General features: G+C 51.1%; 11 protein-coding genes and 1 pseudogene. 7 read left to right on the top strand and 5 right to left on the bottom strand.

Features of this window, described 5'->3' with window-relative positions; genetic code table 11:
* Positions 1-12 precede the first annotated feature (12 nt).
* The 3 genes from hrpA (at position 13) to EBB_RS21885 (ending at position 5135) form a co-directional block, all read left to right on the top strand.
* Positions 13-3906 (top strand): ATP-dependent RNA helicase HrpA, encoded by a 3894-nt coding sequence (gene hrpA / locus EBB_RS21895; protein ID WP_192395800.1) that lies wholly within the window; start codon positions 13-15, stop codon positions 3904-3906.
* A gap of 42 nt (positions 3907-3948) precedes the next feature.
* Positions 3949-4656, top strand: a complete 708-nt coding sequence (locus EBB_RS21890; RefSeq protein WP_192395799.1) for a rhomboid family intramembrane serine protease — start codon at positions 3949-3951, stop codon at positions 4654-4656.
* Between the two features lie 155 nt (positions 4657-4811).
* On the top strand, positions 4812-5135 hold the full coding sequence (locus tag EBB_RS21885) for a hypothetical protein (RefSeq protein WP_033158040.1): 324 nt from the start codon (positions 4812-4814) through the stop codon (positions 5133-5135).
* A 787-nt stretch (positions 5136-5922) separates the two neighbouring features.
* Here the strand turns inward: EBB_RS21885 and EBB_RS21880 are convergent.
* A pseudogene (locus EBB_RS21880) lies at positions 5923-7194 on the bottom strand (IS256 family transposase).
* A gap of 353 nt (positions 7195-7547) precedes the next feature.
* On the opposite strand from EBB_RS21880, the gene cysK reads away from it, so the two are divergent.
* Entirely contained in the window at positions 7548-8525 is a 978-nt protein-coding gene (gene cysK / locus EBB_RS21875; protein ID WP_192395798.1) for a cysteine synthase A, read from the top strand.
* A 142-nt stretch (positions 8526-8667) separates the two neighbouring features.
* On the opposite strand, the gene EBB_RS21870 is transcribed toward cysK, so the two are convergent.
* The 4 genes from EBB_RS21870 to EBB_RS21855 form a co-directional block, all read right to left on the bottom strand.
* Positions 8668-9225 (bottom strand): IS3 family transposase, encoded by a 558-nt coding sequence (locus tag EBB_RS21870; RefSeq protein WP_192395797.1) that lies wholly within the window; start codon positions 9223-9225, stop codon positions 8668-8670.
* Positions 9174-10520, bottom strand: a complete 1347-nt coding sequence (locus EBB_RS21865; protein WP_225587194.1) for an IS5 family transposase — start codon at positions 10518-10520, stop codon at positions 9174-9176. The genes EBB_RS21870 and EBB_RS21865 overlap by 52 nt, the downstream gene beginning before the upstream one ends.
* Positions 10521-10649: 129 nt before the next feature.
* On the bottom strand, positions 10650-10997 hold the full coding sequence (locus EBB_RS26560) for an IS3 family transposase (protein ID WP_225587838.1): 348 nt from the start codon (positions 10995-10997) through the stop codon (positions 10650-10652).
* 59 nt (positions 10998-11056) lie between these two features.
* Positions 11057-11371 carry a transposase gene (locus EBB_RS21855; protein WP_192395795.1) on the bottom strand — a complete coding sequence of 105 codons (315 nt, stop codon included), beginning with the start codon at positions 11369-11371 and terminating at the stop codon, positions 11057-11059.
* 71 nt (positions 11372-11442) lie between these two features.
* On the opposite strand from EBB_RS21855, the gene EBB_RS21850 reads away from it, so the two are divergent.
* The 3 genes from EBB_RS21850 (at position 11443) to EBB_RS21840 (ending at position 16676) form a co-directional block, all read left to right on the top strand.
* On the top strand, positions 11443-11733 hold the full coding sequence (locus EBB_RS21850; protein ID WP_192395794.1) for a PDC sensor domain-containing protein: 291 nt from the start codon (positions 11443-11445) through the stop codon (positions 11731-11733).
* Between the two features lie 124 nt (positions 11734-11857).
* Entirely contained in the window at positions 11858-14161 is a 2304-nt protein-coding gene (locus EBB_RS21845) for a PAS domain S-box protein (RefSeq protein WP_192395793.1), read from the top strand.
* Positions 14162-14177: 16 nt separating this feature from the next.
* Complete coding sequence (locus tag EBB_RS21840; protein ID WP_192395792.1) at positions 14178-16676, top strand: GGDEF domain-containing response regulator; 2499 nt, start codon at positions 14178-14180, stop codon at positions 16674-16676.
* Positions 16677-16730: the final 54 nt, after the last annotated feature.

Raw genomic sequence — 16730 nt, 5'->3', positions numbered from 1 at the left:
TTCTCCGTCCTCATGTCCGTTCCTGACACTCTCAAACAACTCGCCAAAAATCTTCAAACCTGCATGGGTACCGACCGCCACGGCTTGAAGCGGCAACTGGACCGTTTGCGGAGCGAGGCGAGTAAGGGCAAGGATATAGCCGGGGCGTTGCAGCAAGTGGCTGATAAGATCGAGCGCTCGGTCGGGCGTTGCAACCAGCGCCGGGCGTCGGTACCGGTGATTAATTACCCGGACTTGCCGGTCAGCGGCAAAAAGGATGAGATTGCCGAGCTGATTAAATATAACCAGGTCACCATCGTTTGCGGCGAGACCGGTTCCGGCAAGACTACGCAATTGCCGAAGATTTGTTTGGAAATCGGCCGTGGCTTAACCGGTTTGATCGGTCACACTCAACCAAGAAGAATCGCGGCCCGCACCGTCGCCGACCGTATCGCCGAGGAATTGGGCCAGCCCATCGGCCAGGCAGTGGGTTACAAGGTGCGCTTCCACGACCAAACCCATCCCAATTCGCTGGTCAAATTGATGACAGACGGCATCCTGCTGGCCGAGTCGCAGAACGATCCTTATTTAAATCAATACGACACCATCATCATCGACGAGGCGCACGAGCGCAGCCTGAATATCGATTTTTTAATGGGCTATCTGCGCTGGTTGTTACCCAAAAGGCCGGATTTGAAGGTGGTGATTACTTCCGCGACCATCGATCCGGAGCGCTTTGCCAAGCATTTTAATGATGCGCCTATTGTGAATGTGTCCGGTCGCACCTATCCGGTGGATGTACGTTATCGGCCTATCGAGTTAATCGAAGAAGACGACGAAACCTCCGCCGATTTACAGCAAGCCATTCTGGATGCGGTAGACGAGTTGTATCGGGATATGCGCGGCGACATTCTGATTTTCTTGAGCGGCGAGCATGAGATCCGCGAGACCACCGAGTCCTTGCGCAAGTCGCACAATAATACCCGCTACGAAGTGTTGCCACTGTATTCCAAACTCAGCGTGGCCGAGCAGGAGCGGGTGTTCAAGCCCAGCGGCAACAAGCCGCGCATCGTCTTGGCGACCAACGTGGCGGAGACTTCGTTGACCGTGCCGGGCATCCGCTGCGTGATCGATTCCGGCCACGCCCGTATTAGTCGTTACAGTCATAAAAGTAAGATTCAGCGTTTGCCTATCGAGCGTATCTCGCAAGCCAGCGCCAACCAGAGGGCAGGGCGCTGCGGCCGGGTGGCGGAAGGTATTTGCATCAGGTTGTATTCCAAAGAGGATTATTTGGCGCGGCCGGAGTTTACCGAGCCGGAAATCCTGCGCACCAATTTGTCGTCGGTGATTCTGCAGATGGCGGCTTTGAAGCTGGGCGACATCGAAGATTTTCCGTTCGTCGAGCCACCGGACGACAAGATGATCCGCGACGGCAAGAATGCGCTATTTGAGGTGGATGCGCTGGATAAGGCCGGCCGGTTGACCGATACCGGGCGACAACTGGCAAAGATTCCCACTGACCCCAAACTAGCGCGGATGTTGTTAGCGGCGGCTGAGCTGGGCTCGCTGCATGAGGTGGCGATTATTGTGTCGGCATTAAGCATTCAGGACCCGCGTGATAAGCCAGCCGATAAAATGCCGCAGGCGGAAGCGAAGCATGCGCAGTTCAAGGCCGAGGATTCCGACTTTTTAAGTTTGCTGAATTTGTGGAATGCCTTTGAAGAACAGAAGAAGCATCTGACCAACAGCAAACTGCGCAAGTATTGCCAGGATAATTTCTTGTCCTACATCCGCATGCGTGAATGGCATGACATCCACACCCAGATTATGCAGGTGGCGCGTGGTGATTTGGGCTTGAAGACCAGTGGCAATCCGGCCAATTACGAACAGATTCATATGGCGTTGTTGCCGGGTTTGTTATCGAATATCGGTTTTAGACACGAGCAATACGAATATCTCGGTGCGCGGGGGTTGAAGTTTTTCATCTTTCCGGGTTCCGGCCAGCATAAGGCCAAGCCGAAATGGATCATGGCCGCCGAACAAGTCGAAACCAGCAAGGTCTATGCGCGCACTGTCGCCAAGATCGAGCCGGAATGGATAGAAGCCTGTGCCCAACATCTGGTCAAACGCAATTATTACGACCCGCATTGGGAGAAAAACGCCGGGCGCAGCGGGGTTTACGAACGCACGCTATTGTACGGTTTGACCTTACAAGCCAAGCGCAAAGTGCCTTACGAAAACGTCGATCCTAAAGCCGCGCGGGAGATGTTTATCCGCCATGCGCTAGTGAATCATGATTACCACAGCAATGCGCCGTTCTTTAAGGCCAACGAAACTTTGTTGGAAGAGGTGGGCTACATTCAGCATAAGGGCCGCCGAGTCGACTTGGTGGAAGACGAGGAATGGCTGTATCAGTTTTACGATAAAAAACTGCCGGCCGAGGTGGTGAGCGGGATTACCCTCGATCAATGGCGCAAGAAAGTCGAGCGCGATAATCCGAAGATTTTGTTTTTAAACAAAGAAGATCTGACCCGTAGCGACGACAATCAGATTAACGATTGGGATTTTCCGGACAGTAAAAAAATCGGCGATTTAACCATCGAATTGCATTATCGCTTCGAGCCGGGGCACGACGAAGACGGGGTGACGGCGATCGTACCTGTGCATCAGCTCAATCAAATCCGCCAAGCGCCGTTCGATTGGCTGGTGCCGGGCATGCTGGAAGAAAAGGTGACGGCGTTGATCAAGTCCCTGCCCAAGCATCTACGTAAGCACTTTGTGCCGGTGCCCAATACCGCCAAGGCTTGTTTGGAAATCGAGCCGGATTTTAAAGGCTCATTGTTCGAGTGGTTGAGCGGTCGTTTGCGCAAATTGACCGGCGAGTCGATACCGCTGAACGAATGGCAGCCGGATGCGTTGCCAGATCATTTGAAAATGAATTTCCGGATTGTTGACGATCATGGCCGGGCCTTGGGTTACGGTCGCAACCTGGCCAAGCTGCAAGCCGACTATGCCACCAAGGCCGGCGACAGTTTCGATAAGCTGGCGCAAGAAGAGATGAACCACACCGGCTGTATCGCCTGGGCGTTTGACGACTTGCCGGAGACTTGGCAGTTCATGCAAAAGGGCCAGACATTCATCGGCTTTCCGGCCATTGTCGATGAAGGCGACACGGTGGGGGTGAAGATTCTCGACACCCAATACAAGGCCGATCTGGCGCATTTCGACGGCTTGACCAAGTTGTTTCAATTGCAATGCCGCAAGGACGCCCAGTATTTGTTAAAAAACAGCGGCGTACAGGCCACCTTGCAATTGGCCTACAATCAACTGCCCAAGCATCCGTTTTTGACAGAACGGCCGGGCGGCGATTTTAAGGAGGATCTACTATTCTTGATCTTTAATAGTGTGTTTGTTGCTGATAGTACGATTCGCAGCCAGCAGCAGTTCGAAGCGGCGCTGGCGGCCAAAAAGTCTACGCTGGTCACGGTTGGGAATCAGGTGGGCAAGCATGTCACGGAAATCATGGCAAACTACCAAGCGCTCAGACAGCGATTGAAACAGCCGGGCGTGAACCCAAGTTTGCGAGAAGACTTGGAAAAACAGTTGAGTTTGCTGTTGTTTAGCGGTTTCTTGCGGTATACGCCGCTGGCGCAGATACAAGCGATGCCGCGTTATTTAAAAGCCATTGAGTGCCGTCTGGATAAGCAAAAGCCCGATTCGGCGGATATCCAAGGTCTGCACAGACTATCGCAACGCTTTTGGCAGCATGTCGAAAAACAAATGAAGACTTTGGTGCCCATGCCTGAGCGCGAAGCCTTCCGCTGGAGTTTGGAGGAATTGCGCGTGTCCTTGTTTGCGCAGCAACTGAAAACGGCTTATCCGGTTTCGGTGCAGCGGCTGGAGAAGACTTGGAACGAAAAATTTTAATTCGCCTCTGATTTATGTGCCCACTACTTTAGGAAGCCTAAGATGATACCCATACGCGACTCGATTCCGTGCAACACCAAACCTTATGTGACCTGGGGCATCATGGCTATTTGCATAGCAGTGTACGTGGCGATGCTGTTTATGCCGGACGAAATGGGCCAACACTTTGTCTACATGTACGGGATGGTGCCAATTCGCTATTCCAATCCGGATTGGGCTTATAGTTTTGGTCTGCCGCCGGATTATTATCTGTCGTTTTTTACCAATACGTTCCTGCATGGCGGTTTCCTGCATCTGTTGATGAACATGGTGTTTTTATGGATCTTTGCCGACAACATCGAAGACTTGATGGGACATAAACGCTTTGTGGCGTTTTATGTGTTGTGCGGACTCTTGGCAACCTATGCGCAGTGGTATTTTTACCCGAAGATGGCGGTGCCGGTGGTCGGTGCATCGGGGGCGATTGCCGGGGTGTTGGGTGCGTATTTCTTCCGTTTCCCGCAAGCGACCGTAGTGATACTGGTGCCCATCCTATTTTATCCGCTGTTTTTCCATGTGCCGGCGATAGCTTTTCTGGGATTTTGGGTGATCATTCAGATTGGTGATGTCTTCACCGCAGCGGTTTTAGATAATGTGGCGGTGGATTCTGCATGGTGGGCGCATCTGGGCGGTTTCGTCGCAGGCGCTTTGCTACATCCGTTTTTTATCGAAAAGAAACCCGCGGCATATCAATTTCAGTCTGATGAATAGGCGTCCAAGCCACGGTTAACCGGCAAAAAAGCAAGAAACGGTAGGGCTTTTATTTTATAATGCCGCCAGTTGGCTAACCGGCTGAAAAGGCAACGAAAATCAAATACGTTGCCTGTGTTTGCTAAAGATTCTTCATTCATTCGAGACAAATAAACATGAAAAACCTTAATGTCGCATTGGTAAGACTGCTGCAGTTTGTGGTGTTCGCGCTGTTCACATTCATCGTATTGTTGTACTTCGGTACTTTGATTTTGTTGCCGCTGGATATAGTGGTGTTGATTACCAAAATGCTGCATATGGTAGGTATCGGTACATTGTTCGGTGCGATTGTTGCTGTGCCAGTAGTGGCTTACATGGGCAAAATCGTTTACAGCACACCGGGCTTGATTCAAATGATCGTCGAGAATGGCATCGATTTAGCCAATACCGGCAAACAACGGGTTGAAGCGTTTAACAAAATTGCTGAAGCGGTTAAATAGACTGCTCCACGCAATCGTAAAAAAGGGGCTTACAAGCCCCTTTTTTGTGCCTGTCGGTTTGCCGAATTTTAATTGTTTTTCCAAATGGTTGCGCGGTCCGGCGGCTTGAATAATGGTATTTGGCCCGGTAAATTCCCTGCTAGCCGGCCAGACACCTGGCGTTTAGCAGCTGTCGGAATTTTTTACAGTAGCCTTTTTGCAAACAAACAAACTGGTTCAGTTGATTTTTTCGATTTCACTCCATTAGTCGCTGAAATTCTGCAAATTGGCGTATTAAGCGGCTGGTTAGCATAAATCGCTAAGTCGAGAAAATTTACACCTGATCGTTCGGCTTTCGCTGGGTTTAATCGGCGGCTATTAAAAGTCTTTTAAGTACATAAGCTTGTGTTCTGTGTGTATGTTTTTTGCTTAGCTTTTAACGTAAAAAAATTTGTTAAATAATCCTGTAAGTATGCGTAAAGCAAGGGGAAGATTATGGACGCAAAGAAATTAGATACATCAACTAAAAGTAGAAATGACGAGCACTGCGACCACCCGTCCTTAGCCAAAGAATATGTCTCCGGCGTACCCACCGGAAACTTTGTTTGCGCACAATGCGGCCGTCATCTGACTTCAATTATCAGAACATCCAAAAAGTAAATTCTTCCGATCCCGCGCATGCCTTGACCGGTGTGCGCTTTCAGGATCATTTCATCAAACCTTCAATCACTTTCCGGTAACGCTAGGCTTTGGCTGGCGGTGCTTCCTGGCGGAGAAATAGTCAAATCTGGTGTATAGGCAAATTGAATCAGGCGGCGATCTGCTGATTTTCTGCGGCTTTATCCGACTCAGTAATGACAGCAATGCCATCCTGAAATCGAATGCCGTTGATCACATCCGGTAGTTGTTTAAATCCGCGTATCTTGCGCCAACTTTTTTCGGCGGTCAGTGCCAACTGGAACACTAGGCCTAGCAGCGAATGCCGTGACACGCAGTTCTTGGTCCGCGTTGTCCGATGGCGAATGGTCGCAAAGCTCGATTCGATCGGATTGGTGGTGCGGATGTGTACCCAGTGTTCAGCGGGAAAATCGTAAAACGCCAGTAACGATTCACGGTCTTTTTCCAGAATATTGACCGCTTTGGGGTATTTGGCCTCAAAGTCACGCCGGAAGCTGTCAAAGGCTTTGCTGGCATGGTCTTTGGTTTCTGCCAGCCAGATATTTTTCAAGCCAGCCTTGGCTTTAGCCTGAATCGAATCCGGTAATGCAGCCAGCACATTCGCCGTTTTATGCACCCAGCAGCGTTGCGTCCGTGTCTGCGGCCAGGTTTCATTCACCGCCGCCCAGAAACCCAGAGCCCCATCGCCGGTGGCCAGTTTCGGCGCGTCCTGTAAACCGCGAGTCTGCAAATCTTGCAACACGCTCAGCCAGGATGCCTTGGATTCTCGATAGCCATCCGAGAGCGCCAAAAGCCGCTTTTCACCGTGCTCATTGACACCAATGATCACCAACAGACACAAGCGGTCATCTTCGCCGCGCAGGGTCGAATAAATACCGTCGGCCCACACATACACATAGCGCTGATTCGACAAATCCCGCCGATGCTAGGCTTGATAATCCTCGGCCCATTGCGCTTTCAAACGACTGACCACCGCTGGCGACAAGCCTTTCGCCTCTGTGCCCAGCAGGACCGACAAGGCGTCCTGCATGTCACCCGTCGATATACCGCGCAAATACAGCCAGGGCAATGCCGCTTCCACCCGCTTGGCCTTGCGAACATACGGCGGCACTAGCGACGAGTTGAACTTGACCCCGCCGCCAGAACGATCTCGAACCTTGGGGATTTTGACCGTCACGTTACCCACACCCGTCACGATTTCCCGCTCCGGCAAATAGCCATTACGCACCACCGTTTGTCGGCCCCGTAAATCGGTCACCTTGGCATATTCGCCCAGAAACGCTTGTAACTCCGCCTCAACGGCCTGTTGGATCAAGGCCTTAGCGCCCATCTTCAACAAATCTGTCAAAGGGTCGTTGAGCGCACTAGCGCTATCCCACTCTTTTGCATTATCTTTACTCATGGCGTCTCTCATTTTGCTGGTATTCGATCTCGACAATCTCATTTCAGCAGAGGGCGCCACCTTTCTTCAAGTCCGGCTGTACTCCAGATTTAGTTATAACTCTTCCTGGCGGCTTGAATTTGCTGTCTTTGATTTATGGCCGGCTATCCCTGGGATGCGCGATGGGCCTGGCTGTAGGTTGCAAAAATCTTCAAACAGGCGCAATCTTGGAGCCGTGGTACTACGGCTACCCAGGGCGTGTGCAGCACGTTTTTCTGATTTAGCTGTGTGAGCTTAATTCAACCCCATAAACAGCCAGTGCAAGTCCATGCGCACTGGCTTTTTTTGGACTATCCATTTTGAAGGAAAATGTTATGGCATATTGGTATCCCGACAATTCGCAGTCTATCGGTAAAACACCGCTGGTTAGGCTTAACCGCATTACTGACGGCGCTCAAGTCACCCTATTGGCTAAAGTCGAAGGGCGTAACCCTGGATATTCGGTGAAATGCCGCATCGGCGCGGCGATGATCAACGATGCGCAACAGCGCGGCTTGCTGGGACCAGGTAAGGAGCTGATCGAGCCAACCAGCGGCAATACCGGCATCGCACTGGCGTTTGTCGCCGCTGCCCGCGGTATTCCGTTGACTTTAACGATGCCAGATACGATGAGTATCGAGCGCCGCAAATTGCTGGTGGCCTACGGAGCCAAGCTAGTGCTGACCGAGGGCGCCAAAGGCATGAAAGGGGCCATCGCCAAGGCCGAAGAAATTGTCGCTTCCGATCCGGAACGCTACGTATTGCTGCAGCAGTTCAAAAACCCCGCCAACCCGCAAATTCACGAACAAACCACCGGGCCGGAAATTTGGCACGATAGCGACGGTGCGGTCGATATTTTAGTGGCCGGCGTCGGCACCGGCGGCACCATTACTGGCGTGTCGCGCTACATCAAGCTCACGCAGTGCAAACCCATCGTTTCCATTGCCGTGGAGCCGGAAGCCAGCCCGGTGTTAACTCAGTATCGTAGCGGCCAGGATATAAAGCCGGGGCCGCATAAAATCCAGGGTATAGGTGCCGGATTTGTGCCCGATGTATTGGATTTATCCATGGTCGATGCTATCGAGCAAGTCAGTAATGACGAAGCGATTGAATATGCGCGGCGTTTGGCGCGGGAAGAAGGCTTGTTATCCGGCATTTCTTGCGGTGCGGCGGTTGCGGCGGCAGTGCGGGTGGCAAAACGGCCGGAAAATGTGGGCAAGACCATTGTGGTAGTACTGCCGGACTCCGGCGAACGCTATTTGAGCTCGGCCTTATTCGAAGGCTTGTTCGATGCGCAGGGAGTGGCGCTCTGAGTCGGCGCTGAAGCTAAGGGGGAAGCGGCTAAGGTTTTTGTAAAAGCTTGGCAAACTGGCTGCTGTTCCCTTTAGTATTTCCGCTATATGCATTATCAGGTCCAAACATCATTGTAATGGTCAACAAAAACCGGACACCTGTTTAGGCAGCGTTTGTCGTAAATTCCCGGTCGAATTCGATCGGGGATTGATAGCCCAATGTTGAGTGCGATCGACGGCCATTGTAAAAAGCCAAATAATCAATCACGCTCAGTTTTGCCGCCTCTTGGGTTTTGAATTTTTCGTAGTTGAGTTGTTCATGCTTCAAGCTACGAAAAAAGCGTTCCGTTGGTGAATTATCCCAACAATTGCCTTTCCGGCTCATGCTCTGCTCCATCTTCATCACCGCCAAATGCTGCCGATATTCCCGGCTAGCATACTGGCTGCCACGATCCGAGTGATGCAGTAGCCCAGGCGACGGTTTACGGCGCCAGAAGGCCATTTGTAATGCGTTGACACAGAGCGAAGTCCGCATGTGGTCGTCAATCGCCCAGCCCACCACTTGGCGGGAAAATAGATCGATCACGACCGCGACATACAGCCAGCCCTGTAACGTCCAGACATAGGTAGTCGTCCCTGAAAAAGCCGATATTTTCCGAACACCAGCATTCAGGCCGACAATAAAAACGGCGCGCTCAATGGCCGCGCCAAAATCCGACATGGCGGTCTCCAAAAATGAGGCAAAAAAATCCTCAACTGCCTGAGGATCATACGGATATTGTGGCCAGCACCGCATAAGATGGCATGCATGGCATCGCCCAGTTCGCCTTTCAGGTAATTGCGGCCCAGCAATCCGTCGTTTTTGAGGTGCCCGATGACGGGTTCGATGGCATTGCGGCGTTTGAGGGCGCGTTTGAGTCGCCGGGTGTTTATTCCTCTCTTTTGCCGGGCTTTGTAAATGGTCACGTTCGGGACCTCGACACCACGGTATCCTAAATCCACAAAAGCTTCTTTTGCGCGTGTACCGCTTAGAATCTCCGCCTGTTCCAGACACGATTCCAGGGTGTGTCCATCGTAGGGATTACCGGAAAAGCTGCGGGCGCCGAGCACAAAATTACTTTTGTTGGTGACGGTGATGCCCACTTTGACGCCGAATTCATACTTCTTGTGGACTTTGCCTTTGGAAATGCATTCGACTTCCGTGGCGTGGAAACTGTACAGCTTGTTTTTATCCTGGGGTTGTTGGTTCAAAATCCGTTGGGTTTTCTCTAGCGTCTCTTTAAAAGCCAATTTGACTGCATCGGATTGATCCGTCAATTGGCGCTCGATATCTCGGTAAACCCGACCCACCAAAGTTTTGAGCTGTTTGAGCATTTTGCGTTTGCGCTTCATTTGCTTGGCATGACTGTACCGGTTCGCCATCATCAGCAAATAGGGGGCTTTGCGGTTGTAGTTCTGCCGTAGTGTAATCTCATGCTGCTCAGCCAGACGTACCATGTGCTGGCGACAGCGTTCATACAATTTTCCATCGGTCGGATACGTGATGGCTTTCTCTTGCACCGTGCTATCAACCGTCACCGATTCAAAATCCTGTTTCTTCACGGTCTTGCTGGCTACGCCAGCCTGGATCGTCACCGATAACATCCACTCGCAACCTTCTTCTCCGATCCGTTTTCGCCAATAGGTCAGTGACGTGGGGTGGCAAGGTATCTGGTGTTGGAAATACTCTTCGCCACAAAAATATTGCCAATAGGGATTTTCAAGCCACTGTGCCACGACCGCTTCGTCCGAGCGTGCAAACGCATGTTTGAGGTAATGAAGCCCGGCAATAAGACGCGTTGGCAACGCCGGAGCGCCTTGGTTCTCGGTAAAAAATTCACCGAACGCATCATCCAGTACTTTCCAATCGATCAAATTTGCCAGTTGGTAAAGCTCATGCTTCGGATTCAACAGGTCGGCCAGTGGTGTGTTGAATAGATCGATTTGGCCGCTACTTTCTTGGGATTTTGGCTTCATTTTCGATAAAAATTTGCAAGAAATTAATATCTATTTTACTAATTTCTTGCAATTATTGCCCGTCTTTTTCTTCAATTATTTATTGTGTTTCAATGCTTTAGCCGTGAATTTGTGGCTTTTCAGGGGCGACTAGGTAATGTCCGTGGTCCACACTTGATTCGGCTGGGCGACCTTGAATTGGCGATCCAGCCGGTTCGGGGAGATGGCCTCGCTGTGGTTGCTGTCCGTGGTCACTTTAAAGCGTTTGGGATAGCGGACCTTCAATTTTAAATCTCGCATGATCCGCCTCGTTTTAAAGCGGCCGACAGCAAAACCTTGCTTCTGCAATCGGTCCGCTAACCGGCGTGAACCAAAACTTTGCTTGTTGTCGTTAAATATCTGCAGCACATTTTCGGCAAGCTGTTGATCTTGATATTTTTTATCGCTGTCTGGCGGACTGTTGCACCACGCATAATAAGCACTGGTGCTCACCTGCATCACTCGACACAGCACGGTCACGGGGTACGTCTTCTGTTGCTCTCGAATAAACCCGTACTTTATTCGGTTTCTTTCGCAAAGAAGACGGCGGCCTTTTTTAAGATTTCGCGCTCCATTCGCAGTTGTTCATTTTCCTTGCGTAACCGGATCAATTCGTCATGATCCCCCAGATTCAGGCCAGACTTTTTGGTCGACGAGTCGTTGGCCGAAGGCTTGCGCTCCGCTCGTACCCAGCGTCCCAGGGCACTTTGCGATATGCCCAGATGATCCGCCGCTTGCTGTTGACTGTAGCCTTTTTCCAAAACCAGCTTCGTAGCATCTTGCTTGAACTCCAGGCTGTATTTTGGGCGATTGTGTTTTTTGTCGTTACTCATGGTCTCCTCTGCTAGCAGTATAAATTCTGCCTTTAGAAGTGTCCGGGGTTATTAGACCATTTCATGAGCACATGGCTCACTTGATTAAGGCTTTTCCAGATGCGTTCGGAACATCTTACTTTGATGCAAACGGTGATTTTCTCTATTCATCCAATCCGAATACAAAACCCTTCAACATTAGTGACCGTGAGCATTTTAAAAAGGCTCGTGATACTCCAAGTAACGACTTGATCTTCTCCGATGCCGACATAGCGCGTTCTTCAGGACGCTGGGCGGTAGTGGTTCAAAGAAGAATCAGCAACTCTCAAGGTCAATTTGCAGGCGTAACCAGATTTTCGAATATTACAAAAACTGATAAATAATGCAAGTGGACGAACTGTCGGCGCGATTCCGTGAAACTATTTTTACCATACAAACATTAGCACCTGACTCCGAATTATAGATTATGATTAGGCCTAGTGTCTAAACCGAGGCGGGGTACTCGCTATGCTTGAATCGAAAGCTGAAACTCTGCGGATACAAAAGCTGCACGAATACTGCATCCTCGACACGCCTCCCGAATCAAACTTTGACGACATTGTCCGGCTGGCGGCACTAATGTGCGATACGCCTTTTGCTGTGATCACGCTGGTCGATAGTGATCGCGAGTGGTTTAAAGCCAAAAAGGGCATAGCGGCCAACGAACAACCCAGAGACTGCGGATTCGGCACACCAACCCTATTACACCCGGATGTGTTGGTTGTACCGCATGTCGAGCGTGACAGTCGCTTCGCGGCCAATCCCCTGGTGGTTTCCGAGCCGCATATCCGTTTCTATGCGGGCAGCCCGATTCTAATTCCCACCGGTGAAGCATTGGGCGCACTTTGTGTGTTCGATGTCGTACAGCGCGAGTTAAGCGTCAATCAACTTGAGGGCCTCAAGATTCTTGCCGGTCAAGCCGGTACAGCCTTGGCGCGCAGACATAAGGAAAAAAGCCGGTCCGACATCCTGGAAAAACCCACAGCCCAACCCTCGCCGGCCGACTTGGGCCGGCAAGATACAGCGCGCAACGCCGAACATTTTAATGGCGCCATATTGGATTCCTTGTCAAAACAATACTGTGTGTTGGATGGAGCTGCGAATATCTTGAAAGTCAGTAGGCCTTGGCTTGATTTCGATCAGGCATACGCCGGGGATAAAGCAAGCCTTCAACCCGGACGAAATTATCTGGCCCTGCTGGACACCGGGCTGACCAACGATAGAGGCGGAAAGGCGTTCGCAGAGGGTATTAGGTCGGTTTTGAACGGCATTTTATCCAGCTTTTCGCTCGAATATCCTTATTACACCGGTTCCGGTCAGCTCTGGTTTACAGGGAAAGTCATCCTGTTTCCCGACCAGAACTTAGCCCGGCTTATTGTAATCCATGACAATATTTCCGAGCATAAACAACTTGAGGATCGGTTGCGGCAAGCAGTAGAGTCGGCACCAAATGCCATCGTGATGGTGAATGAGTCTGGCACCATAGTTATGGTGAATGCGCAAACGGAAGCATCCTTCGGTTACGTGCGAACCGAACTGATCGGGCAGATGGTGGAGATGTTGATTCCGGAACGTTTTCGCGGCGGGCATATCGGTTTCCGCCAGGCCTACCTTGCCGATCCGGTTTCCAGGCCCATGGGGGCCGGACGTGATCTGTACGGGCTACGCAAGGACGGTACTGAATTTCCGGTCGAAATCGGCCTGGGTCTGATCGAAAGCCATGAAGAAACCCTGGTGCTCAGTTCGATCGTCGACATTACCGAGCGCAAGCGCCTGGAACAACGATTCCGGCAAGCAGTGGAGTCGGCACCAAATGCCATCGTGATGGTGAATGAATCTGGCACCATTGTTATGGTGAATGCGCAAACGGAAGCATCCTTCGGTTACGTGCGAACCGAACTGATCGGGCAGATGGTGGAGATGTTGATTCCGGAACGTTTTCGCGGCGGGCATATCGGTTTCCGCCAGGCCTACCTTGCCGATCCGGTTTCCAGGCCCATGGGGGCTGGACGCGATCTGTACGGGCTGCGCAAAGACGGCACCGAATTTCCGGTCGAAATCGGCCTGGGCCTGATCGATGACGATAACGGCATAATCGTCCTTAGCTCCATCGTTGATATTACCGAGCGCCAGAGTGCCCACGATAAACTGAAACAAACCCTCAAAGAGAAGGAAATGCTGCTTAAGGAGGTCTATCACCGAGTCAAGAATAACCTACAGGTGGTGTCCAGCCTGATCAACCTCCAAGCCGGCAATGTAACTCGTCCGGAGACCGCAGATTTACTCAAACAAAGTGCTGATCGCATCAAAGCCATGGCCCTGTTACATGAAAAACTTTATCAATCCAAAGACCTGGCCAGGATAGATTTCAACGAATACATTCGTAGCCTATCAGACCATTTGTTGTTCGGCTATGGCGCGTATTCCGACAAACTCAAGCTCAACATGAAGATCGACAATGTGTTTCTCGATGTCGATACGGCGATACCCTGCGGCCTGATCATCAACGAATTGCTGTCCAATGCCATTAAGTACGCATTTCCCGGAGATCGGCGCGGCGAAATCGGCATCACTTTCACACAGGAGCAAGACGAATATATCCTGATAATATCCGATAACGGCATCGGCCTTCCCAGCGAAATGGACTTCAAAAAAAGCAGCTCTCTGGGTCTGCAATTGGTCGATACCTTGACCAATCAACTCATGGGACAGATGAGCCTGGATCGGACAAGCGGATCCACCTTTACTCTGCGTTTTACTAAAACTTGTTAAGTGGGAGGGGCTCCGCATGTTAGCCAGTAGAATTATGATCGTCGAGGATGAAGGCATTATTGCCATGGATATTCGTAGGCAGTTGGAAGGTTTCGGCTATGAGGTGGTCGCGACTGCTTTTTCGGGAGGCCAAGCCATCACGCTGGCCAATGAGTATAAGCCCGATTTAGTCATGATGGATATTGTGTTGAAAGGCGAGATGGACGGTATCAGCGCGGCGCATGCCATAACGGAGTCTCTGCATATTCCCGTGATTTTTCTGACGGCTTATAGCGATCCGGCTACCTTGTTGCGCGCGAAAGCCACAGGCGCATACGGCTATTTGATCAAGCCGTTCCGGCCGGATGAACTGCACGCTTCCATCGAAGTCGCTTTGTATAAATATCAGCTGGAGCGCAAGCTGAAGGAAAGCGAACAGTGGTTTGGCAAAACCCTGCACTGTATCAGTGACGCCGTCATTGCCACCGACGCTGAAGGGTTCATCCGGTTCATGAATCCGGTGGCCGAAACGATAACGGAACACAGTCTGGAACAAGCCAAAGGTAAACGGGTCAGCGAACTCATGACGCTGATAGCCGAGTCGAGCCGCAGTGTCATTGAAAACCCGGTCCTCAGTACATTACAGAGTCGGACCGTGACCGGCATTGATTGCCCCACTTTGTTCGTTAGTCAGTCAGGAGTAGAAATTCCGGTGGACGACGGCGCCGCCCCGATACTCGATGACGATGGAACCTTGTTGGGTGCTGTTATGGTTTTTCGCGACATCACCGCCCGTCGGCAAATGGAACACTTACTGCGGGAAAGCGAAGAACGTTTCCATAGCTCATTCGAACTGGCCGCCATCGGCATGGCGCTGATAGCCCTGGACGGTAGTTTCCTGCAAGTCAACAATGCCCTCTGTGAAATTTTAGGCTACACGCGAGATGAGTTGCTGGGTTCCAATCTGCGAATGTTCACGCATGCAGACCATCATGATGATGTGATAAACCACTACTTGCGGCAATTGGTGACTGACTTACTGCCGACGTTTCAGATTGAGGTGGAGTGCTTTCATAAAGTGGTCGGCAAGACCATTTGGACTATGATGAGCGCCTCGCTGGTTCGCACCGCTGGCGGCGATCCGCAGTATTTTATTGTGCAAATTCAGAATATTTCCAACCGTAAATACGCCGAACAGCAATTGATCTATCTGGCCAATCACGACCCCTTGACCGGGCTACTGAATCGCGACCAGTTTCATAACCGCCTTACTCAAGCATTATCGACCGGCCAAAGGCATAACCGCAAACTGGCCGTGATGTATCTTGATTTGGATCGTTTCAAGTTGATCAACGATACGCTGGGCCACCGCTTGGGCGATTTATTGCTGCAAGCCGTCAGCGACCGCCTGAGAGCCTCGGTTCGCTCGAACGATATTCTGGCTCGGTTGGGTGGTGACGAGTTTATCGTGTTGCTGAGTGACATCAACCAAATCGACGATGTCGCCAGAATTGCCCAAAAGACCCTGGACATCCTCACCCAGCCGTTTACCTTGGAAGGCAACGATCTTGTGGTCACCGCCAGCATTGGTATCAGTATTCATCCCGACGACGGCAAGGACAGCCATTCGCTGCTAATGAACGCCGACACGGCCATGTATTTGGCCAAGGACCGCGGTAAAAACAACTTTCAGTTTTATACCCTGGAAATGACTGAAAAATCGATCGAACGCATGAAGGTGGAACGGGGTCTGAGGCATGCCTTAGCCCATGATGAATTACGGCTGCATTATCAGCCTCAGGTCTGTACCGACAGCGGCGTGGTGGTCAGCGCGGAAGCGCTGGTGCGTTGGCAGCATCCGGAATGGGGCTTGGTGTATCCGGACCGCTTCATTACCGTGGCGGAAGAAACCGGACTTATCGTGCCTATTGGTGCCTGGGTGTTGCGTGAGGCCTGTTTACAGGCCAAAACCTGGATTGAAAATGATGGGCCATTCGGCGGTGTAGCGGTGAACGTATCGGCACGCCAATTCCTCGATACCAACCTGTTTCAAACAGTAAAACGAACGTTGGCCGAAACCGGCCTTAATCCCAGCGCGCTGGAGCTTGAAATCACCGAATCGGCAATTATGCAGGATCCCGAGAACACGCTCCAGGTATTGCATCAGTTTCAAGGGCTTGGAGTGCGGCTCAGCATCGACGATTTTGGCACAGGTTATTCCAGCTTAACCTACTTGCGCCGATTTCCGATACAAAGCGTCAAAATAGATCGATCATTTGTGATTGATCTGCCTGGCGACGAAGGCAGTAAAACCCTTGTCCGGGCAATCACCGCACTGGCGCATGAGCTTAAATTGTCGGTCATAGTCGAAGGGGTGGAAACCAAGGATCAATTATCATTTCTAACTGAGCAAAAATGCGATTCGCTGCAGGGCTACATGTTTAGCAGACCCGTGAGCGCGGAACAATTTCAACAGGATTTTATTAATTCCGGGTTTAAGACCTACCTTCCGAATACCTCAAACGATCAACCTTGAAATTAAAATTTAACAAAAACGAGGAAATTGCAAAGTTGATTGTAAGCGCCCAGC

The organism is Methylomonas fluvii (assembly GCF_014850975.1).
In the GTDB taxonomy this organism is placed as follows: Bacteria; Pseudomonadota; Gammaproteobacteria; order Methylococcales; family Methylomonadaceae; genus Methylomonas; species Methylomonas fluvii.
The sequence above is the reverse complement of the archived record's forward strand: the minus strand, read 5'-3'. Positions and strand labels throughout refer to the sequence as shown.